Raw genomic sequence first — 22,532 nt, forward strand, 5'->3', positions numbered from 1 at the left:
TTACTCCCCCTGCTTTTTATTAGCCGCGCGACGCAGCTTCAATTTACGGTATAGTCGTTCGATCAAGATACTGGTTGCCGCAAAATAGATAATGATGGCGATAATCGAATCGGCGATTTCCGGCGGAATCTCTGTCATGGCATTCATAAACCCTCTGCCCGAGTAGAGAATCCCGAAGAACAGCGCCGATACCAAAACACCGATAGGTGCGTTGATTCCGAGCAGAGCGACGGCAATCCCGTCAAATCCCTGGCTCGGCAGAATGCCGATCTGCATGCTGGAGGCATTCCCCGCATACTGTGCAACTCCCGCGAGGCCCGCGAGGCCGCCGGAGATGAACATGGACAGCACGATGCTGCGTTTGACAGCGATACCCGCATATTCGGAAGCGTGACGGTTGAATCCGACCGCCTTCAATTCGTATCCAAGCGTTGTTTTGTTAATAAGGAAAGCGACGACCAGAACAGCAATGACCGCGATAAAAAAGCCCAGATTGACATAGGAGCCTTGGAACATATCGCTGAGCCACTGCTGATGCAGCATGGCTTCCGGCGGAAGCTGACGCGATTCCGTCTCCAGACTCGCCCCTTTGAAATAACCCGGAATGACATAATACACGGTCCAGTAGGCGGTCCAGTTCATCATGATCGTAGATACAACCTCATGTACGTTATATTTAGCCTTCAGGAAACCGGGGACAACCGCCCATAGCGCACCGCCGATAAACCCGACCAGTACCATGATCAACAGGAGCAGAGCTCGCGGCAGGTCCAGCGAGAGGCCGACAGCCGTCGCGCAAAAGCCACCGAACAGCATCTGGCCCGCGGCACCGATATTAAACAGTCCGGTACGGAAGGCAAATGCCACAGACAAACCGGTCAAAATAAGCGGAGTCGCCGTCGCCAGCGTATTTCCGATCCGCTCCGGGTTCTTGAGTCCACCCTGGATGAGATACTTATACCCTTCTACCGGATTATGTCCGGTCAGCGCCATAAGCAGTGCCCCCGCAATGAGTCCGAACAGGACGGCAAGCAACGATTTTACGCTGTTATTCATGTGGTGCCTCCTCTTTTTGATACCCGGCCATCATTAGTCCGAGCTCTCTTTCGTTCGTTTCGGAGGTTTTAACGATACCTACCAGTTCACCGTTATTGATAACGGCAATGCGGTCCGACAAATTCAGCACTTCATCAAGTTCCAGGGAAACCAGCAGAACGGCTTTCCCCTTGTCCCGCTGTTCGATCAGACGACGGTGAATATATTCAATCGAGCCTACGTCAAGGCCCCGGGTCGGCTGAACGGCAATAAGCAGATCCGGATCGCGCTCTACCTCACGGCCGATGATCGCTTTTTGCTGGTTACCGCCGGACATCGAACGCACGATCGACCGGCCGCCCGTTCCGGAACGCACATCAAAGCTCTGTATGATATGCTCCGCATGCTTGCGGATCGCTGCTGGCTGCAGCAACCCGTTCTTGGAATACGGTGGGCGGTTGTACACCTCGAGGATCAAATTCTCTTCAATGGTATAGTCCAGCACGAGTCCCCTCTTTTGACGATCCTCCGGAATGTGGCCGATTCCGCTTTCATTCCGTTGACGGACAGAAAGACCGTTGAGCGTTTTACCATTCAAGCTCACCGTTCCGCTCTCGGCCTCGCGAAGTCCGGTAATGGCTTCGATTAGTTCCGATTGACCGTTACCATCCACGCCGGCAATACCCACAATCTCCCCGGCATGCAGGTCCAGACTAAAGCCTTTGAGCGCATCGACTTTCTTGCTGTTCTTTACCGTAAGCGATTTAATCTCGAGAACGGTCTTGCCCGGGCGACTCTCCTGCTTATCCACCTTAAAGGAGACGCTGCGGCCCACCATCATTTCGGCCATAGCCTCGCGGCTCGTGTCTGCCACCTCAACGGTGCCGATCGTCTTGCCGCGGCGGATGACGGTGCAGCGGTCCGCAACCGCTTTAATTTCTTTCAATTTATGGGTGATCAGAATAATGGATTTGCCTTCATTGACCAGGTTCTTCATAATGCCCTGCAAATCTTCGATTTCCTGAGGGGTCAGAACCGCGGTAGGCTCGTCAAATATGAGCACTTCCGCATCGCGGTACAGCATTTTGAGAATTTCCACGCGCTGCTGCATCCCGACCGAGATATCCTCGATTTTGGCATAAGGGTCTACATTGAGGCCGTACCGCTTGGACAGCTCCTCGACCCGTTTGGCAGCCGATCTCACGTCCAAGCCGAAGAAGTACTTGCGTGTCTCGCTGCCCAGAATAATATTCTCGGTCACGGTAAACGGCTCGACCAATTTAAAATGCTGATGCACCATCCCGATTCCGAGTTTATTCGCGACATTCGGATTCGAGATCTTCACGTCCTTGCCGTTGACTTTGATTACGCCACGGTCAGGCTGATACATGCCAAACAGGATACTCATCAAGGTGGACTTGCCCGCCCCGTTCTCACCGAGCAGCGCATGAATCTCGCCTTTTTTCAGCCTAATCGTGATATCGTCATTGGCCACGATCCCGGGAAATTCCTTGCGGATGCCCACCATCTCGACAACATAGTCCATGGTTTTGGGTCCTCTCCTTCTTTTGTGTTGAATATTTTCCTGTGCATAAACTGCTTTAAAAAACGCGGATCGACTCACTTCGAAACAGCCAGAACGCAGTTACATAGATCGATTCTACATTCCATATCAGGATGCAATCGCTTGCGCCGGTGATACGGTCTGATACCTAAAATAGCCCCACAAAGTGGAGCCTATGATTCGATGCTTGTTCCAAATACTTTGCGGGGGCCCCAAAACATATAAATGCAATTACAGAATTGCTTACGCTTCGCTGAAATAACTTATAAATTCTAATACCTTAAAAAAAGACGGAGGGAATCCGTCTTTTTTCATGCGGTATCGCTGCTTTTCAAGTAAGTCTATCCACGTCGTAGATGACCTTGGTATCTTGGATTACTTAATCAAATCGCCTTGCTCAGCGGCTACTTTAATTTCGCCGGCTTTAATTTTGCCAAACACTTCGTCCACTTGCTTAAGAACGTCATCGCTCAGGTTCGGGTTCTTCTCAGGAAGACCGACGCCGTCATTAGTTGCATCCAGCGTAAGTGTCTGTCCGCCTGGGAATTTACCTTCCATTTCAGCTTTGATCATATCGTAAGCCGCATGGTCGATTTTCTTCACGGCCGAAGTCAGGACAACGGATTTGTCGCCTTCATAAACGCCATCTTGATACTGGTCAACGTCTACGCCAACGATCCATACTTCAGATCCGTTCTGTACGCGAGTCTTCGCTTCGTTAATCGCACCAACGCCCACGCCGCCTGCTGCTGCGAAGATAACGTTGACGCCGCGGTCATACATTTGAGCCGCCAATTGGCTGCCTGCTGCAACATCGTCAAAAGATCCTTGGTAGACAACGTTCTCTTTGTTAATTACCAGTTTCGTGCCGAGATTCTCGTTGGCATAAGCTACACCCTGCTGGAAGCCCCAGTTGAACTTCTGTACAGGAGGAATTTCCATGCCGCCGATAAATCCAGCTTGTCCATCCTTCACATGAAGCGCAGTCGCTACGCCAGCCAGGAAACCGGACTCTTGCTCAGCGAAGAAGATGGATACGGTATTTTCCTTAACGACTGGATTGCTGTCGCCGGAATGAGGCGTTCCATCAATAATAACGAATTTAGCATCTTTATACTTGTCTTGTGCTTTAAACACGGCTGTTTCAAATTTGAAGCCTGGGGTTACAATGAACTTAAATCCGGCATCATACAGGTTCCCGATCTCTTTTGAATAGTCGGCTTCTGTCGTTCCGGCTGGCTTCAGGTATTTATACTCCATTTTGAAGTCCTCGTTGGCCTTCACGATACCTTCATATGTTCCTTGGTTAAACGACTTGTCATCAATGGTTCCTGCGTCCGTAACCATCCCTACCTTGAAGTTTGCCTTAGGTGCGTCGCCGCCTGCGCCACCGCTTGGTTCCGACGCTGGCTTGTCGCCGCAACCTGCCAGCATTGTGACAGATAACGCCAAACTGATTAAAGATATGACCCCTTTTTTCATTAAGGATAACCCTCCTAGGTATATATGCCCGAATACTAGATTCGCGCTATTTACAATATATTAATAAAACAGACCCTTTTCAACATAAATTTGGGTGAATCTGTCAAACTGCATCTGTGCCGCGGTGAAACGTTTAAGACATGTTTTATTCCAATTCTAGTAGATATAGGAACCCCCAGTTAACACGCTGTTGATATCACGGTTTTTATAGATAACATGGGAGTTACAGTGAGTGTGATACGCCAAGCGCGCAAGTGATCAGACCCTTCCATTTGGAAAAAAATAATAGCGCTTTATGAAAGAAAGCACCTCGGCAAGGTGCTTACAACATGCTGCTCATTTCGATGAACGTTATGAATGATTATTCATTTGCGACGGGACTTCATCATGCGATTATACGTAATTAATCCGGCAATAATCATGGCGACTACACCCAAACTGCTTGCCGACTCCGGCGTCATGCCAAATACACCAGCCAAATTCGTAACCAAGCTGTTCGTAAGCAGCGCCACCGCAATTAGCATAATTGGACGCCACACGCTATACCTTCTCATCCTCGCAACACCCCCAGGCCAGATTTACGACATTATAAGAACCCCAAATTACTAAAATCGCCTAATCTATTAGATGCATTATACCATGAATAAGTATGCGTTTACATTAATGAATAGATTTATAGAATAATATAAATTGCGGATGGAGTACATAAGACTCAGGACAGTCGGAGGATAAATCAGGACGGAAAGATATAATAGTAGAAAGTTAGCGACCATACAGAACAGCACCCCCGCTCAATGAGCAGAGGTGCTGTCTGCAGTGAATTCGCATATCATATCCTCATGTTGTGCAACTAGAAAGACTACCGTTGCAACTCAACTCAGCTTCTGCCCACAATTCGGACAGAAGTTCGCCCCTTCATTCTTCGCGCCGCAGTTCGGGCAGAAGTTAGGTTTCTTGTTTCCTTCAGATGGGGATGGTGCAGCAGGAGCGGCTGGCTCCTGCTCGGCCGGAGGTTGTTGGCTTTGATTCGGATTGTTCCGGTTCTGATTGTTCTGGTTTGGATTATTCTGATTCTGGTTCTGATTCATGTTTTTCATCATTTCATTAGCCATGTTCATCCCCATCATCATGCCTGCCATATCCGAAGCCGCGCCGCCGCCTTGCACCTTGCCGGATGCGATCCCATCCGTCATGCTCACTTGCTGGTATTTTTGCAGATTGCCGATCATTTCATGGGAAGCCGTCTTGGTGATCATATCCTGAATTTCCTTCGGATAATTGAAGCTCATCACCTGGAAGCCGGTGATCGTTATCCCGTTGTCCATCACTTCCATGTCAAGGTCTTCTTGAATCCCTCTCGCGATATCGGAGGCGTTGGCCTGCAGATTGAACATGTCCTTGCCTTCGTGGCTGATCCATTTCATCAACAATTGATCGAGCACCGAAGTGATCCGGATCTTAACGTCCTCAACTAAGTAGCTTTCTTTCATCCCGGCTATTTTATCGATCAGCGTCACATAATCATTCACTTTAAAATTGAACGTGCCGTTGGCACGGATCGGCATACCGCCCGGAAGCTGAGGCGTCGGAATGAGGATCGGATTCTGCGTCCCCCATCGGACAGTGAATTCCTTCGTGTTAACGAACAGGACTTCTACGCGCATCCCGCTGTTAAATCCGAATTTAAATCCCTTTAAAGTAGAAAGGAACGGAATGATATCCGAGTCGATGTTATATACGCCTTCATCCTCAAAAATCCCCTCGATCTTGCCATTATTGACAAAAATCGCGTCCTGACCGGAGCGGATGACCAGCTTACTCCCTTTTTTAATCTCCCGGTTGCTCCATTTCCAGAAAATCATATCGTCCCTAAACTCTTCCCATTCCACGACATTAGAAAATTGGTTCTTGAAAAATCCCATCGATGTTATCCATCCCTTCCCTTAAAATTTCCCGCTGCTGCTGCTATGCGAATGGCCGCCACTGCTGACGCCACCTCCGCCGCCTCCGCCCGAGCCGCTGCTCGTATTTCGCTCGATCTTCTGCTTCGTTACAGTTGTTCTAATATAACGGTCCTGCTGGTTCAGTATCCCCGATGTGCTGGTATCCTCATAGGTGCGAGAATTGACCGTCACCCGTCCACCGGAACGGTAAGCCATCACACCCACGGCGATCGCGCCGATGGCAGCGGAAGCTCCCAGTTGAAACCAAATATTAAACAGAATATTATCCGGGTTCACGTCAGGCTCGAAGCCCATATACCGATGAGCGGTTTTAATGTATTTTTCAAAAGCCTTTTTATAATCGCCGCTGGACAAGTCCGGCGTAATCTTGTGACGTATTTTAGTCAGCCTACCTGGATCCAGATACTTCTCGGCCTTATAATAACCTTCCAAATGCACGTTACGAGAACCGTCACGAGCACTCATTACTATGGTCAAAATAACGGTATTGCCGTGCGGCTTATCATACCCGGGTGCATACTCATCGTAAAAGTTTTCCGTCCATGTCTCATAATCGTCATTCTCGACACGGTCAACCGTAAGGATCATAAAGTCCGTTTCGCGTTCGGCACCGTACTCATTCGCCATCGCATTCAGCTCAGCTCGTTCTTCCGGACTCAGCAGATTGGCCTCATCAAAGATCAATGGCTTATCATCAGCAGCTTTGACCATCCCGGCCGGAACCATCAGGTAGGCAACCAGGAAGAACAGAACAGCCCCTAATACATATCGTCTTCTCACAGGAAACCTCCTCCCATCGCCCAGGAAATCAGCTTCAATGACAGTAACGAGACGCCCGAAATGCCTGCAAACCACGCAGCTACTTTCGCTTTGCTAATCGGCGGCTTGCCGACCACTTTTCCCGTCTGGCCGTTCATCGCAAAGGTATGCTCCGATTTATTGTAATCATAATGCACCATCCATACCGGAAGGAGGACATAATCGGCCTGTTTCAAGGTGGTATCGATCTGCTTGTTGGTATAATTCACGGTTGTGTATCCTGACACCGCTGACGAAATATACGAATCAATGTAGGAGCTGATCTTTTCCTTGGCACGCGGAAGAAGCTGCTCCTCATCATGACTGTATTTTTCGGCAATATACCCGGCGAGATAAGGCGTCTTGAATTCCTTCAGCTGCTGATAGGGAAAAGGCTCCAGCTTATCCATCAGCTCATCGTTCATTTTTTCCGAAGCATCGATCGGCACCTTTACATAGTTTAAGCGAATCTTCCGGTAGATGTCGAAATGCTGGGTCTCCGTGTACTGGTAATCTCCTTGCGTATAGGTTCTCACCTTGGTGCCGTGGCCATGAACTTCAACCCGATTATGTAACTCATATAGCCAAAAGGGCACATAAATCCCGGTCATTTCCTTGATCCGGTTCGCTGTCATAAATCCGCTTGGTGTCAGGAGGCCATTCCTGCACCATTTCTTGAAAGCCTTCATCGCTTCTTCCTTGGTAATCGAAAAAGGGATGACCATGACCGGTGCCAGATCCCCGCTCAGTCGGTCGCTGAGTACAACGGCGGATCCGCAGAAGCTGCAGGTCGTGGCGCTGGTCTCAGGCTCCGTCACGATGACGGCCCCGCAGCTGTTGCAGTGATACTCCTTCACTTCGTTTTCAACAAAAACCTGCTTTTTCAGCGGGTCGGGAATTTCTTCGATATTATCTTTTCTTCCGCAGCTCGGGCAAGACAACATTCCTGTATCGCCGTCAAAAACCATGCTGCTGCCACAGTTCGGGCATTTGTATTCGATAACCGGCATTTCTTCACCTCGATAACAATGAAATGATTATTCCTTCTTTTTCAGCTTGACTTTGATTGCCTCCAGTTCATCCTCGGCAGAGGGAGTCTCCATTGGAACAGCTCCGTCCTTCCCCATGTTCTTCTCCAATTCAGCGATCAGATCGTCCAGATCGTCTACCTTGGCTCCGGCGCGAAGCTCGGCCAGGGCCAGCGCTTCATCCAATGCACGGTTTGCCTTCTCTTCCAGCTTGTTAAATGCCGCATTCGCACCGCCTGAGGATGCATGGCCGGCGTTTATATTCTGCTGGACTTTGGCAGCCGCTATCTTCCCTTTCAACTCCGCATAGCGAGCTTCCAGCTGACTCATGTCCGACACCAGTTTATCCTGCATTTGTTTCATCCTGACGGCGTTTGCGGAAGCCGATTCGTAGGCTGCCTGCAGTTCGCTCAGCTTCTCGGCCTGAGCCGCTTTTCGTTCCAGGAACTTCAGGGCATCGCCTTCATTTCCCGCTTCCACGGCCTTCTCCGCATATCGCTGCAGCTTCTTGATCTCGCTACTGCACTCATCAAGCGCCCGCTTCGCTCTTCGCTCTTCCGAGAGCACGGAAGCCGTCTCCGCTTTCACCTTACCCAAGTCCGTATTTAAGCTGCGCATATAAGTATCAACTGTTTTCTCTGGATCTTCCGTCCGATCCAACAGCGCGATCACATTCACCTTCATAACATCCTTAAACCTCGATAAGATTCCCACAATGAGTGTCCCCCTCGAAAAGTTTACATTTAAACTATAATACCCTATATACCGACAAAAGGTTTCAATTGCCGAAATTCGATGGAATATATGTAAATTTATTGCTATGTATAACCAAAAAATACCCTCCGACCTAATGATCGGAGGGTGTATATATTAGATATCATCCCGAATCTGGATACGCTTCTTACCGGGATTCGGCTGCTTCGGTATTTCAAGCTTAAGGACTCCATCCTTCAGGGAAGCAGCAATTTGGTCCTCGGCTATGTTCTGCACGTAAAATCTGCGCACATACTCGCCATAACGGCGTTCCTTCCGGACGATCTGCTGCTTCGTATCCTCTACGCTGTGATCTTCCTTGCGAACGGCTTTGATCGTTAAGTAAGGGTCAGCGTAGCTGATTTCGATGTCGTCTTTTTGAAATCCTGGAAGCTCCGCCTCAACCAGATAAGCGCGCTCCGTCTCTTTAACGTCTGTTTTGAAAGACATCATCGAACCTTTGAACGGTGCAAACACCTCGTCTTGAAACGCATCGTTAAAGACATCGTGAAATGACTTCACCAACTGTCCGAATGCATCCTCTCTGCGCTTTCCAAACGGCATCAAATCAAACATCATAGATTTCCCCTTTCTAATTTGACCTTATTTGACCTTACGCCTTTATTATATGCCTTGAACGAATATATGCCAAAACCGATTACGAAGAAAATAGGACTAAAATAGCGTGTTTTCCACTGATTTTCCGAATGAATTCGTTTCGATCTTTCGATTTGACCTTTTTTGACCTTTGGACTATATGGTACCTACCGTCATCAAGCAGCCCGAGATCGTGGCGAATCTTTAGATCAAGAAAAAGGCACCCTAAAGGGTGCCTTACACATTATATATATGGGAGACTGAGGAAATTCGATACATCATGGAAGATAGCCTCGACACCGTCTTTTGCAAGAGCGGCAAACAGCTGAGGTTACCGTTTATTCACAATACGTTCGATTTCACTTTTCAACAAAAGGTATCGATGCACGCTTCTCATGATCGGAACTTTGGTCAGCTTATTCTGATCGACATAGCTTTTCATTTGATCTTTGGACAAACCTAACAATTGACCTGCCTCAGAAACGGTTAATACTTCTTCATTACTGGTTGCATTAAACGTTTTTTTCACCTTTAAATTCCAATCTTCGAACACCTGCATGAGATCTCAACCTTTCTTTAACGCAACGAATAAAACAAAATGGTGAAGGAGCCGTGAGAGCTGCTCCCTACGATTTGGTATCCTTGCGCTGGTTCTTACGGTAAAGCTTGATCTGCTGATCCGACGAAACAAGGATCGGCAGGATTTTATTGCTGCTGACCATGGATGACGCGCATTGTGAACAAACGGGAACTTCCTTGAACGAAAAGCTATCTCGAATCCAACCGTTACACCCTTCCTTCGTACAAGACCAGATCGCGGTCATCTCTTCCGGCAGATTTTCCAGTGGTTTATTCCAAGAATAAGACAATGAACTTCCCCCTTTAGCTACATTTTTAACGCCTTCATGCTGGTTGAGCTCTATTATAAAAAAAACCCCAAACGGTACGTTTGGGGATTTTTTCTCGAATCTACAGTTTTACAACGTTCTCGGCTTGCTGTCCGCGGTTGCCTTGAACTACGTTAAATTCAACACGTTGTCCTTCATCAAGCGACTTGAAGCCGTCACCAGTGATTGCACTGAAGTGTACGAATACATCTTCGCCACCTTGAACCTCGATGAAACCAAAGCCTTTTTCTGCGTTAAACCATTTTACTGTTCCTGTTTGCATAGAAACACCTCCTAAATTTATATGATTTTCTCATTTTTGGTTAAAAAACAAAAAATTCACATATTGCACAAGGTTCCTAATCAAAATAATAACCCTCTGCAATATGTGAATCTCAGGTCAAAATCCCAATAAACTTATTATACCCCATTCGATCTGAAATAGCAAACGTCTTATTTCATTCTTACAACGCGAATGAATTTTTCCTGCCATCCAAACAAAAGTTTCCGCGCAAAAAAGGCCATTCCCCGGCAGAATACCGGGAAATGGCCGAAGATTGCAGCTTTATACACGTATTATGAATCCAGCATAGTTATGCGATCCCATCAGTGGTTACATCTGAGCACCTGTCTGATAACTGAGCAGCTGCCGGAAAGTGCCTTTGTGATCCTGGGACAGCTGCTGATAACCTCCCTGCTGGATAACCCGCCCTTGCTCCATCACGATGACCTGGTCCGCATGGCGAATGGTGGAGAGCCGGTGAGCGATCACGATGATCGTCATGCTCCCTTTCAGCTGTTCCAACGCTTCCTGAATCCGCTGCTCGTTCTCACTGTCGAGCGCGCTTGTTGCTTCGTCCAACACCAGAATCGAAGGCTTTTTCAAGATAGCTCTCGCCAGCACAATCCGCTGACGTTCTCCCCCGGACAGCCGGATACCTCGGTCACCGATGACGGTATCGAGGCCTAGCGGAAGCCCGTGCACGAATTCGTCGGAGGCTGAAAACCTCAGCGCTTCCCACAGCTCGTTATCCGAGGCATCGGGAGCAACCAGTTTCAGGTTATCCCGAATGCTCTCATTGAACAGAAAAGGATCCTGCGCCACATATCCGATCCCCCCTCGGAGCGACATCAGTTGACGTTCGTCTTCCATGGAAACGCCGTCCACAAGAACCTGCCCGCTCTCCGGTTGGATCAGTCCCATAAGAAGATCGATAAGCGTGCTCTTGCCCGCGCCTGATTTGCCGACGATGGCCGTCATGCGATTGGCCGGAATATGTAAGTTGATATCTCGTAAAGCATAGACAGGGCTAGAGGCATCGTACCGATAGTCTACATGACGACAATCGATTCCACGCTGCAGCTGAAGTCGCTCACCGCCGGTCATCGGAACCGATTCGGCGATCTCCCTGTCTTCCTCGTATTCCGCTTGCAGCTCGCGAATCGCCCGGAAGGCCGGGAAATTCGACACGAGCTGCTCGGTGCTCGATTGAATGCTGATAAATCTAGGCCATAGGCGCGAAAAGATAAGAACGATCATCAGCAGCTGCTCGGCAGGCGTACGCAGCACTTCCAGCGCCAAATACACAAACCCGGCTACCAGCAAGACGGACGAGAGCCGATAAATCAGCTGGGACAAAGAATTGATTTTGCCAAATTGGATGAAGTTATGCTCCATCTTTCGCGACAGCCTGTCAAACCAGTTCATATGAAACGGCTCCAACCGGTTGCTCTTGATATCCTTGATGCCGTTGAAATGTTCGCTGATGCCCGCAAAATAATATTTTGACAGCTCTGTGGTCTGCTCGCCGATCCGCTTCGATCGCCGGATGAATCTGCGTCCGAACAGGGCAAGGAGCCCGCCGCTCAACAGGACGATGAGAGTCAGCAGCGGAGCCAGCCATAGGGCAAGGCCGATCTGAATAACCGTGAACAAGAAAGACGAGACCATCTGTAAGAACAGGAACGTGCCCTGATTCACGCGCCCGAGCTCATTGGTCATGACATGGTTGAAGTCCGACCTGCGGTGGCGAAGGAAAAATTCCCATTTGGCATGCAGCAGCCCTTGATACGTTTCCATGCGCAGTTTGCGAATGAATCGCTGCAGTATTTTTGCATTTAACAGGTTCTGGCTGCGCTGGAGCAAGGCCTGCCCGCCTACAATCACAACATAGAGGGCCAGCACCATCGGCAAATTGAGCTGCAATGACCATGAACCCGCAAGGTCCATCAAGGTTGAAACGAGCGGCACCCCGCTCAAATCGGTCTCGAATACGCCAATGACACCGAGAAGCGGGACGATCAAATAGATGCCGATGCCGTCCAGGACACTGATGACCAGGATCATACTCATATTGAGGTAGAGCTTAAACCCGGCCATCCCATGCATTTTACGGATAAAATATAAGAGATCCTTCAATGTAAAAACTCCTTATCGGATGACCGCTTCAAGTTCAAGTCTCCGGCCCTCATATCCTTACCGAATATACCGACGACGGCATACCGTTCGTGCCCTTCTCTCCCCGTTACAATATAAGAGCCGCAGCGGAGCCAGGCATGGGCCACCATCATTCCTTTGTCGTCCCGGCCGCTTCCCAGATAAAGCGTGCTCGGAATCCCTCTTCGCTCCAGCATCTTCATCGCGGCAACGGCTTTAACCAGGCACTGGCTCTCCCACCATGTGACACGGCTCATGGTATGGACGGCTCTTGAGATTTGGCGGACAAGCGAAAGCTCCTGCTCCGTATAGCCAACATACGGCGTCTCCTTCATATGTTCTCCCAGAGAAGGGGATACCTTTTGAAAAGGAAACATCTTAAACACCCTTCCCCAGGCCAGATAAACATAAGCTTCTGCCAACATAAGCTTCATGCTAACAGGATAAGACATGAATCGGCGTGCTTTCCGGTAAAGGCTCATTGCTATTTATCCACCTGAACAAGACCTTCCGTGGCTAATTGCTTGAGGAATAATCGTACCTGCTGCTCACAGAGCTCTGGCTCGATCTCATACTCCATTACCAATTGGTCCACCATGTTGGAGATCGTAACAGGAGACGAAATAAGTTCCCATATCCGCCCACCAATCCGTCCCAGATTATAATACTTGCCGTTTTCGATGCTCAGCATCACCTTCTCGCCATCCATATCACTGACGAGGAAACCTTCGGATTGCACGATCAAATCTTCAGACGTTATGAAATCAACGCTCATGGACATGTCCTCCTTAATTATGAAAGATACAATTTGTATCAATTATAACAACGGCATACCAATTTGTATACAACCTGCTATTAAAATCCTACTTTATAACAACAATCAATTAACAAATCAATATAACTAGATATTTTTACGGTTATTAAAATGCACTTCTTACTTTATATATAAAAAAATACTATATTCTTGGATTCGACATATCCATTATCACGGCTAATTACTAACAGTAAATCGTTAATTGCCTATTTATCAGTTAACACTAATTAACCTCATCAGTAATACACTAATGTAATTCAATATAAATAATTATTTGTTCATTCATTACAAAATTCAATGTACTTACCCAGCTTACGATAACAACAATTAGTGAGGGGTTGGTAAAGATATGAATAGTGTGCCAGGTAATGTTTATGTTGAAAATTTCCCCAGGGACGTAAATGAGAACGACGATACGCAAAGAATTCAACGAGCGATTGATTATGCCAAGAAACAAATTACTGGAGAGAATTCCATTGGAGGAAGTGCATATTACAGTAATGCCATATCGGTCGTATTTAAAGCGGCGAAGTATATAACAAGCGCACCTATTAAGGTATACAAAGGCATCTACCTTGTGTCAGAAGGGCAAACCTACTTGGTAGCCAGCCCCAGCGATAACTCAGTTGATTGTATCGATGCAACGAATCAAGCAACCCAATTCAGAGCAAAAAATCTTAGCTTTATTGGTTACAACACTGCACTTCATATTACTACAGGTAACGTTGATGTATCTAATATCCAACTGGAAGGCCTATACTTTCACATGTGCAACGTTGGAGTTGATACAGGGAGTTTCAAATCAAGTCGGAGTACTATATTAACAATAAATGATTGCAGATCCTGGAAAACATCCGTTTTCTTAAAAAACTATTGTGACATGGCTTCAATGAATGATTGCTGGATTACTCATAATGGCTCAGATGGAGCAGCTATCTATAACGATGGGTTACTTAACATTAGAGGGGGTATTTTCGTACCACTCCCACCACAATCTGAATCGAATCCTAGGTGGATCGATTGCTATGAAAGTTCAGGACAACATAGTGGTTTATTCATTGATGGGGCACGCTTTGGAGCTGAAGGAGGAGGAGGATATCCAATTGTATATAATTTCATGCCCCCTGTCCTTGATTTAGCAAAGAACGAAGGTAATGTGATTTCTATACAGAATTGTTTACTTTCTTCAGCATCAGGATCAAGGGATTCCAATATTATTTTATTTAACCTCCCTAATAGAATTAGCATTAAAAATTGTTTTGGATTCACTGATTTGCTAAACGGAATTGTATCATGCGCACCTTCGTTTAATCCCGATCTGTTACCATATACCCCCTATATATCGATTGACTTCGATGACTCTGTCTACCAAACACTAGGTTATAAAAGGCTCGATTCCCGATTAGAACGCTTCTTTTCTAGTGGTTATCGTAAGTTCAGGCGTACTTTCGGCATAAGTGAGAGACAATTAATACCTTCAAAATCAACAAATGGAAAAGCAATGATAACCATTGATATTGAGCAACTTACCGGTAATACACTCGAACAGCAGAGACAACTCGGATTTGCCATGATGGTTATTACAACTGCCCCTGGATCATCTAGCAATACGGGATATAAATGCATATCCACTGCCTTGATTACATGTGTTGGTGGAAGTGAACAGTCCCGCGTAATAAAGCGCCTCAACTATGTTATAAAAGACTCTATACCTGGAGGGCAAAATTTCTCTGAAACATGTGATATTACCTCTGTGCATTGGGGAGTAGGTGAAACGGGGAGTAGAGATCAAGCACAATCATCAACCAACACAAAAATCACAATTATCTTTAACTGTCCAGGAAACGTAGCAGCAGCAGGAGCTACATTTACTCCATTACTCGGTCTGGATTTATAAAGAAAAAGGGCACGATGAGCAAATTAGCATGGCAATAATCAAAATGCGATTCATGGTGCCCATAAAGAGACTTTTTCTAATTAGGGACTCGCTAGATTTAAATTAAGTCTTTCTCAATAGCCTCCAAAACCATAAGAAAGGCCGAAGTGGAATGTATAGAAAATAAAATGGCTTGGATAAAGGAAGCATTTCTGCGTCCAAGGAACTTGGGAGAAGCCTCTTCATTAAGAGGTGCAATTTCTGTTTTCCGGTCAATGCTGAAACCATGCTTCGTTTGTATTTAGGATTAGATGCCTGTGGTAGATCAGTACTATTTTTTATTCCCTCCAAAGCCATTTGAGCCAGTTCGACTGCTTTCTCACTCACTACTAACGATTTTATTTCTATAGGAACTTTAGACGATAACAACAATTTGCTCAATAGAGCGGCTTGTTCTACATAAATTCTCCCTCCATATAGCTTGAAGTAGTTATGCAGTCTGAAGGGATCTATTTGATTGTGAAACAATCGATCCATATCGACCAACCAGCGAAGGCGAAACCATCCATGTCTAGCACCATGATCAGCAAGATAAGCCAATAAATCTTCATTCCCTAATTGGTTAAATTGCTGGCTATAAATCATCATTGTTTTTTTGTTCTGCCAAAGCTCTTCAAATGAAGGTGATTTTATTATTTCGGGATTAAGTCGCCAATGAACTTCTATTTGAGTAGCATGTTCTGAATGAATGAAGGAAATATGATGCGATTTCTTTTTCCAAAATAAGTGAGCATCTGTATTGTCCGGACGATACCCGAGTTGAGTTAATACTTCTTTGCTTTTCTCAACATCACTGGAATCAATGAGGATATCTAAATCCTTAGAGGTTCTGTGAGATAACTCTCCATACAGTTGAAGAGTAAGCACAGGACCCTTTAACACCATTGATCGAATTCCATTGTCTTGAAGCGCTTTACAAGCTGTTCCTAATTCTCGCGTTAACTGTAACATCTTTATTGTGTTTTTCCTATATAGTTGTTGAAGCGTTAACATAACGTTTTCATGAATTAATCTTGAACCATTATTACTCAATTTGATATATACCAAAGGATACACGCGATGATGCATCACTAAATTTAGGAACTTACTCCAATCGATATCGGAAATATACGTTTGCATCTTCCCTTCTTCCAAGGTTACGTCTTCGCGTAATATATAGAGCATGAAAGACAGTTCAGCTGACAGATCACTTTTACCAACACTCATAACACTAAGCATAGAAAGAACCTCTCTCTAATTACATTAATAAAATAGGACTCATTTCCTTAACACCTTTGTTCATATTTGGTCTTCCTACGGAATAGTAGTTCAGTTGGGTTTCTGCAAGTTCTTCTTCGCTATAAATATTTCGACCATCAATTAAATAAGGTTGTTTCAACCATGACTGAATAAGAGAAGGCGCAATTTTTTGAAATTCCCCCCATTCTGTTAGTATGCATAATGCATCTGCGTCTTTAGCTGCTTCACGTGCATCTTGGCAATATTTTATGTTTGCAATATTATAGCTTTTGATAAAGTTATCTGTTGCAATCGGATCGTAAGTTTTTACATTTACTCCTCTCTCTAAAAGAGAAGTTATTATTTCAAAAGCAGGTGCGTCCCTTACATCGTCTGTTTCCGGTTTAAAAGCAAGCCCCCACAAAGCAATCGTCTTTCCTGCTAGCTCCCCTAAAACTGATTCGAGTTTTCTAATCATATTAAATCGTTGATCACGATTCACTTCTACAACCGATTTCAATAACTTAAAATCGTAATCCATCTGCCCTGCAATCTGAATTAATGCTTGAGTATCTTTCGGAAAGCATGATCCGCCATAACCAATACCAGCCTTCAAAAATGAAGTGCCGATTCGTTTATCGTGTCCCATTCCAGTGGCAACCTCTGTAACGTCAGCTCCCACCTTTTCGCATATATTAGCGATTTCATTAATAAATGAAATTTTGGTGGCAAGAAACGCATTCGAAGCATATTTAATCATCTCCGCACTTCGAATATCCGTTACAAATATATTACTTGTTAAAGGGGCATGGAGTTCAATTAACCTTAATTTTGTACATTCATCAGAAGTACCAATAATAATTCTGTCCGGAAAAAGGGTATCTTGAACCGCTGTTCCTTCCCGTAAAAATTCAGGAACAGAGGCAACCTCAAATGGGAAAAGTGAGTGTGTAGAGATAATGTTCTGTATCTTCTCATTTGTACCCACGGGTACTGTACTCTTGGTGACAATGATTTTAAAACCATTTAGTGAATTACCAATTTCCTTAGCGGCTTGCTCAATATAACTTAAATCTGCTTGCCCACTAGCTAGCGAAGGGGTTCCTACCGCAATTAAAATGATATCTGATGTTTGGACAGCTTCAGTTAGATCTGTCGTGAAACGCAGACGCCCCTGAGTTCTATTTTTATCTATGAGTTGTTTCAGACCTGGTTCATATATGGGTACTTCTCCCTGATTGAGCATCTCAATTTTAGCTTCCACCTTATCGACACATATAACATCATTTCCGAGTTCTGAAAAGCACACTCCCGATACCAATCCGACATATCCCGTACCAATCACAGCCAGTTTCATTCTACCAGCCCCTCCTAAAATAATTAGCTGTAGCACTATTTTCACAAGTCAAAATATAAGCATTATAGCTACTTATGCTTCTATTGCGAGACACGACAAAAAAGCATGAATTCCCCTGCCTCATCTTTTCAGAATCAAGATTAAAGGCTTGAATACTCATACCAATAGATAAATACTATTGAATTTTACAAACAACTACCTGATCAACAAGCTGCAATTAAATTGCCCAACGCTGTCATGACTAAATCTTAATGCAATGTTGTGCTATTTCATCCCAAGTATGGTATAGCTCAACGACTTGATTCTCCTCTTGTTTGACTCCACTCTGAACCACGATGATTTCCAATTCAGATAGAGCCCTAATACTGTGCAGGGTTTTCATAGGAGTATGAAGGACATTTCCAACATTTACCTCCATAAAATTTCCATTTTGGATAAATTCCCCCTTGCCTTTTACAATAGTCCATACCTCTTCCCGACTTGTATGCATTCGATAACTCAAATTTTTGCCCTTTTGAATGCTTACCCGTTTGGTTGTTACACAACGTCCGTCTTCGTACTGATTATCGTCTAAAATCCGAATGGATCCCCACTGCCGCTCCTCGTACATCGGGCCCTGGTCGAAATTGATAAAGTCTTTTAGACGAGGGCTTGCACTTTTGTCGGATACTAAAATACCGTCTGGACTTACTGCTACAACTATATTGGATAACCCAAGTATTGAAACCGGAATGTCAATTTCATTAATAAGATGTGTATTAGAACAGTCTTCACTTATGATTCCCTTACCAATTTGATGGTTTTGCATTTCTTCAGTTAGTGTGTTCCATGTGCCAAGGTCTTTCCAATAACCTTCATAAGGAAGAACCACTAATTCAGACGCATTCTCCAGCACTTCGTAATCAAAGCTAATTTGGGGAAGCTTATTGTATTGCTTGGATAACTCTTCGAATTGAATAGGCAGTCCTTTTCGCTCCAGCAACTCAATAACATATCCAAGCTTAAACGCAAATACCCCACAGTTCCAAAGTGCATTTTGACTTATCAAACGTTCTGCCATTGCTTCCGTTGGCTTCTCTTGAAAGTGACTAACTGACATATATGTGTCGTTTAATCTTTTCTCATTATATTCATCGGTTTTTGTAGGAATGATGTATCCATACTTCGTAGAAGGATACGTTGGTTGTACTCCAATAAGTGCTATGTCAGCATTAGAGCAATTCAGTACCTCCTCTAGTTGCTTTATCGATTCAAAAAAATGATTCTCTACATAAGGATCAACCGGCAATATGACAATCACTTCATCCAGCCCAACTGTTGCATGAGAATACAAAAAAGTTGATGCCAACATAATAGCCGCAAATGTGTCTCTCCGCTCAGGTTCTACAATAAGAGGAATATCATTTCCGATTTGACTTCGCATAATTTCAATTTGAGAGCTACTGGTGGCGATGAAGCAGGAATCTGCCAGACCATTTCCTTCTATTTGTCCCCATACACGTTGAACCATGGAAACAAGCTGGTTGTTTCCATTTTCGAGCACTTTAAGAAACTGTTTGGATCTCGCATCGTTAGATAGGGGCCATAATCTTTTACCGGATCCCCCGGACAACAGAACTAATTTCATTTTCGCGCCTCCTTATATTCCTCATTTTTATATTGATATCAAGAGACTACGATACTTATCCAACGATTGTTCTTTTCTTAAATGCTCTTCTAAATATTCTCTTCCTTGTAAGCCTGTGCTCTCTAACACATTACGTTCAAGTTCATAGAAAGATCTTATTTCCTTCACTATCATCGAATAGTTTTGTGGTTCCACAACAACACCACACCCACTTTTTTTAATTAATAAACTTGCTTCACTACCTTTTTCAAGAACCCCTAAGATCGGCTTACCTGCAGCCATGACACCATAAATCTTACTGGGCACCGAAACCCCTTTAATTCCTTTTTGGTTTACTACCAAATGCACATCTGCCGCATTCAATGTATATTTAATCTCTGATTTCGGTTGAAATGGTAAAAAGAAAACATTTCTTAATTTATTTTGTCTTACATAGGACTCCATTTTGGATTTCACTGCCCCATCTCCTATAAAAGAAAAGACAATATCATCAAAATTGGATAAATCCTTTGCTATCCTTATCAAGTTTTCTAAATCGTAATACAAGCCCATATTTCCCGAATACATAATAATGAACTTATCTTCCCAACCGTTACTCTTTATGAATTCGTGGACTTTAGGATGATCTTTCGTCAGAGGAACAATCTCTTGCTCATCCGTCCAATTATTAATAACCGTGCTATTGGTAATTGCCTGGTTAGCAAATCTTTTATACAATGTTTCTTGCATATCGTGGCCTACAGTAATTATATGATCCGCATATTTACAATTCATTGTATCCAGCCATCTCGCAACTCGGTAAAGGGACTTGTTTTTTATATAGCTTACTGCCTCCGCTTGTTCAGGGTTAAAATCCTGAATATTGTAAATATGTTTGGCCCGTTTGAATAATTTACCTATGGATCCTATCAGCCCACCTAATATCGGGGGTGTAGAGATCGTATAGAGAATCTGAATATCCTTTTGCTTAAAAACACATAAATTTGCATAAAAAAAATAAGCCGCAATATATCGCAACCTACTCCATTTACTCCGCTTGTCTTGCTTGGGAAGCCGAATTCTTATAATTTCAATATTCTCCAATTTATCTTTCACGAACCTATTCCTTATGTGTTGTTCCCCCGTAACTTCTTCCGGCTGAGCCGCAATAACGGTTATTTCAAAATCATGTTGTAAATGAAGGCAAAGTTCTGTTAAAAGTTGCCCGGTGGATGCATAGTCAGGATAAAAATAATTGATTACGAAAACCATTTTTTGCTTCATATTAGAACCTCTTTCAATCGTTGTATCTCTTCCGTCACTTCGAATCTATTCTTAACGAACCGCGCGGGTAATCCAGCATGAATTTCATTTGAGGGTACATCACGGGTGACCGTGCTTCTTGCGGCTACTATCGACATTACACCAATTGTTATACCGGGATTAACAAATACATCACTTGCAATCCAAGCACCATCACAAATTTTTATGGGTTTTGTAATTAATCCGAATTTAACATCATGAATATTATGAGTTCCCGTACACAGATAAGAATTTTGAGATACTATGCAATGCTCACCCACTTCAATATGATCCAGGCTATAGAATTCGACATGATCACCAACCCAGGAATAATCACCAATAGTTACCTTCCATGGATATGTAAATCTTGCTGTGGGTCTTACTTGAACTCCTTTCCCTATACGAGCACCAAATAAACGTAAAAGAAAATTACGCCATTGATACATAGGATGTAACGAGAATCGAAATAGGCTCCCTTGAACAAGCCACCAAAGTAATATAAACCACCCACTCTTTCCTCTTGAGTAGCCATCTTGATTATACTGATCTAATCTAATCCTGTTATTTTTCATGGGCTATCTTTCTCCCATTAGAAATGGTTTCTCTGTTTAACAAAGTATTGTACACTTTTAATGTTGAATTCAAATATTGTTCGTGAGTAAACTGCTCTAGAACTCGCGATTTACTATGAATACCATATTGATTCCTATCCACATTTTTAAAGATATGCATAATTGCCTCAGCAAGAGCTTCTTCATTCTTCGGAGGCACCAAACACCCTATATCGGGAGTAACCATTTCGGGAACGCCTCCAACATCTGTGGCTACAATCGGCAATGATGCTGCCATCGCTTCAAGAATAACGGTTGGGAATATATCGTATACAGAAGGAAGTACAAACAAATCTGCTTGCAACAATAACTCAGGAACATCTCTGCGAAGCCCTAAAAAGTAAACATTATTCAAATCTAATTCCTTGGCTAAAGTTTGTAATTGTTCTTTATACCCCTTCTCTGATTCAAATGCTACGTCACCTATAATCAGGTACTTTATATCTGGGTTTGTTTGTTTAGTAATGTGCGCTGCTTTAAGTAAGTATTCTATTCCCTTCATAGGAGAAAGTCTTGCCACAGTAACAGCAATCTTATCTCCACTATTTAATGCTAATTCCTGCTTCACTCTATTGGTTTCAAGCTTATTCTCAGAATTCTTCTTGATTTCAATGCCATTATAAATTTTAATAAGCTTCTTCGAATAGCCTTTTCCCCACTTAAACATTACTTTACTTCTGTCGCATAAAACGATTACTTTGTCATTAAACAAATGATTCAGGTAGGCTACACATTTATAAGCAAATAGAGGCTTTCTAGGCAATTCATGAACGGTTTGGAGGGTCGGAACGCCTAGAAGCTTTCCAACAATATTCCCCCCCATCAGTTCCATCTTATGAGAATGAATAATATGAATTTTATTCTTTTGGATAATGACTCTAAGGGCTTTCATGGATCGAAACAAATTTATTGCATTACGAATGTAGTACGTGGAATCCGTCGGTTTGCCAAAAACAGCTAATGTAGTAAAAATCACCTCTGCACCGGCAGCCTCATACTTTTCAACATACGGACTTGGGGAAGGTAATACGACATAAGGTTTAAACTTTTTTTTATCCAATCCTTGAACCAGTTGAAGCAGTACAGTATCCACTCCGCCAACGTGACTAGCATAAGGCTGAATGTAAAGTATGTTATTCATTT

General features: G+C 44.2%; 22 protein-coding genes. 1 reads left to right on the forward strand and 21 read right to left on the reverse strand.

Going from position 1 to position 22,532, the window contains the following annotated elements; translation table 11 throughout:
• From ACQKPA_RS12510 to ACQKPA_RS12580, 15 genes are all read right to left on the reverse strand, one after another.
• The gene (locus tag ACQKPA_RS12510) at window positions 1-1,056 is read right to left on the reverse strand and encodes an ABC transporter permease (RefSeq protein WP_216534982.1); all 1,056 of its coding nucleotides are present in this window, start codon (window positions 1,054-1,056) and stop codon (window positions 1-3) included.
• Window positions 1,049-2,581 carry an ABC transporter ATP-binding protein gene (locus ACQKPA_RS12515; RefSeq protein WP_427492613.1) on the reverse strand — a complete coding sequence of 511 codons (1,533 nt, stop codon included), beginning with the start codon at window positions 2,579-2,581 and terminating at the stop codon, window positions 1,049-1,051. Before ACQKPA_RS12515 ends, ACQKPA_RS12510 begins: the two co-directional genes overlap by 8 nt.
• 393 nt (window positions 2,582-2,974) lie before the next feature.
• Entirely contained in the window at window positions 2,975-4,081 is a 1,107-nt protein-coding gene (locus ACQKPA_RS12520; protein WP_113059100.1) for a BMP family lipoprotein, read from the reverse strand.
• A gap of 365 nt (window positions 4,082-4,446) precedes the next feature.
• Entirely contained in the window at window positions 4,447-4,635 is a 189-nt protein-coding gene (locus ACQKPA_RS12525) for a hypothetical protein (RefSeq protein ID WP_076322526.1), read from the reverse strand.
• Window positions 4,636-4,953: 318 nt separating this feature from the next.
• Entirely contained in the window at window positions 4,954-6,003 is a 1,050-nt protein-coding gene (locus ACQKPA_RS12530) for an SPFH domain-containing protein (RefSeq protein WP_427492615.1), read from the reverse strand.
• A gap of 21 nt (window positions 6,004-6,024) precedes the next feature.
• A complete protein-coding gene (locus ACQKPA_RS12535; RefSeq protein WP_427492617.1) occupies window positions 6,025-6,825 on the reverse strand; it encodes a TPM domain-containing protein in 801 nt (266 codons plus the stop codon).
• A complete protein-coding gene (locus ACQKPA_RS12540) occupies window positions 6,822-7,853 on the reverse strand; it encodes a TFIIB-type zinc ribbon-containing protein (RefSeq protein ID WP_427492619.1) in 1,032 nt (343 codons plus the stop codon). Before ACQKPA_RS12540 ends, ACQKPA_RS12535 begins: the two co-directional genes overlap by 4 nt.
• Window positions 7,854-7,880: 27 nt before the next feature.
• A complete protein-coding gene (locus ACQKPA_RS12545; protein ID WP_427492621.1) occupies window positions 7,881-8,585 on the reverse strand; it encodes a PspA/IM30 family protein in 705 nt (234 codons plus the stop codon).
• 156 nt (window positions 8,586-8,741) lie between these two features.
• Window positions 8,742-9,200: an Hsp20/alpha crystallin family protein gene (locus ACQKPA_RS12550; RefSeq protein ID WP_427492794.1), complete on the reverse strand. Its 459-nt coding sequence runs from the start codon at window positions 9,198-9,200 to the stop codon at window positions 8,742-8,744.
• Between the two features lie 352 nt (window positions 9,201-9,552).
• Window positions 9,553-9,780: a helix-turn-helix domain-containing protein gene (locus ACQKPA_RS12555; RefSeq protein WP_427492623.1), complete on the reverse strand. Its 228-nt coding sequence runs from the start codon at window positions 9,778-9,780 to the stop codon at window positions 9,553-9,555.
• Between the two features lie 67 nt (window positions 9,781-9,847).
• On the reverse strand, window positions 9,848-10,090 hold the full coding sequence (locus tag ACQKPA_RS12560) for a cold-shock protein (RefSeq protein ID WP_100539735.1): 243 nt from the start codon (window positions 10,088-10,090) through the stop codon (window positions 9,848-9,850).
• Window positions 10,091-10,190: 100 nt separating this feature from the next.
• Window positions 10,191-10,391, reverse strand: a complete 201-nt coding sequence (locus tag ACQKPA_RS12565; RefSeq protein ID WP_127594040.1) for a cold-shock protein — start codon at window positions 10,389-10,391, stop codon at window positions 10,191-10,193.
• A gap of 330 nt (window positions 10,392-10,721) precedes the next feature.
• Window positions 10,722-12,527, reverse strand: coding sequence for an ABC transporter ATP-binding protein (locus ACQKPA_RS12570; RefSeq protein ID WP_427492626.1), 1,806 nt, complete (start codon window positions 12,525-12,527; stop codon window positions 10,722-10,724).
• Window positions 12,524-13,027, reverse strand: a complete 504-nt coding sequence (locus tag ACQKPA_RS12575) for a lasso peptide biosynthesis B2 protein (protein ID WP_427492628.1) — start codon at window positions 13,025-13,027, stop codon at window positions 12,524-12,526. The genes ACQKPA_RS12570 and ACQKPA_RS12575 overlap by 4 nt, the downstream gene beginning before the upstream one ends.
• 2 nt (window positions 13,028-13,029) lie before the next feature.
• Entirely contained in the window at window positions 13,030-13,326 is a 297-nt protein-coding gene (locus tag ACQKPA_RS12580) for a lasso peptide biosynthesis PqqD family chaperone (protein ID WP_427492630.1), read from the reverse strand.
• Between the two features lie 382 nt (window positions 13,327-13,708).
• Between ACQKPA_RS12580 and ACQKPA_RS12585 the strand changes: the two genes are divergently transcribed.
• On the forward strand, window positions 13,709-15,256 hold the full coding sequence (locus tag ACQKPA_RS12585; protein WP_427492632.1) for a hypothetical protein: 1,548 nt from the start codon (window positions 13,709-13,711) through the stop codon (window positions 15,254-15,256).
• 102 nt (window positions 15,257-15,358) lie between these two features.
• Here the strand turns inward: ACQKPA_RS12585 and ACQKPA_RS12590 are convergent, their stop codons facing one another.
• The 6 genes from ACQKPA_RS12590 to ACQKPA_RS12615 form a co-directional block, all read right to left on the reverse strand.
• Window positions 15,359-16,513, reverse strand: a complete 1,155-nt coding sequence (locus ACQKPA_RS12590; RefSeq protein ID WP_427492634.1) for a nucleotidyltransferase domain-containing protein — start codon at window positions 16,511-16,513, stop codon at window positions 15,359-15,361.
• A gap of 19 nt (window positions 16,514-16,532) precedes the next feature.
• Window positions 16,533-17,870, reverse strand: a complete 1,338-nt coding sequence (locus ACQKPA_RS12595) for a UDP-glucose dehydrogenase family protein (protein WP_427492636.1) — start codon at window positions 17,868-17,870, stop codon at window positions 16,533-16,535.
• Between the two features lie 241 nt (window positions 17,871-18,111).
• Complete coding sequence (locus tag ACQKPA_RS12600; protein WP_427492638.1) at window positions 18,112-19,497, reverse strand: sugar phosphate nucleotidyltransferase; 1,386 nt, start codon at window positions 19,495-19,497, stop codon at window positions 18,112-18,114.
• A gap of 27 nt (window positions 19,498-19,524) precedes the next feature.
• Window positions 19,525-20,760: a glycosyltransferase family 4 protein gene (locus ACQKPA_RS12605; RefSeq protein WP_427492640.1), complete on the reverse strand. Its 1,236-nt coding sequence runs from the start codon at window positions 20,758-20,760 to the stop codon at window positions 19,525-19,527.
• Complete coding sequence (locus ACQKPA_RS12610; RefSeq protein ID WP_427492642.1) at window positions 20,757-21,350, reverse strand: WcaF family extracellular polysaccharide biosynthesis acetyltransferase; 594 nt, start codon at window positions 21,348-21,350, stop codon at window positions 20,757-20,759. The genes ACQKPA_RS12605 and ACQKPA_RS12610 overlap by 4 nt, the downstream gene beginning before the upstream one ends.
• Complete coding sequence (locus ACQKPA_RS12615) at window positions 21,340-22,530, reverse strand: glycosyltransferase family 4 protein (RefSeq protein ID WP_427492644.1); 1,191 nt, start codon at window positions 22,528-22,530, stop codon at window positions 21,340-21,342. Before ACQKPA_RS12615 ends, ACQKPA_RS12610 begins: the two co-directional genes overlap by 11 nt.
• Window positions 22,531-22,532 lie beyond the last annotated feature (2 nt).

It is taken from the genome of Paenibacillus sp. NPDC093718, from assembly GCF_050279985.1.
In the GTDB taxonomy this organism is placed as follows: domain Bacteria; phylum Bacillota; class Bacilli; order Paenibacillales; family Paenibacillaceae; genus Paenibacillus_AQ.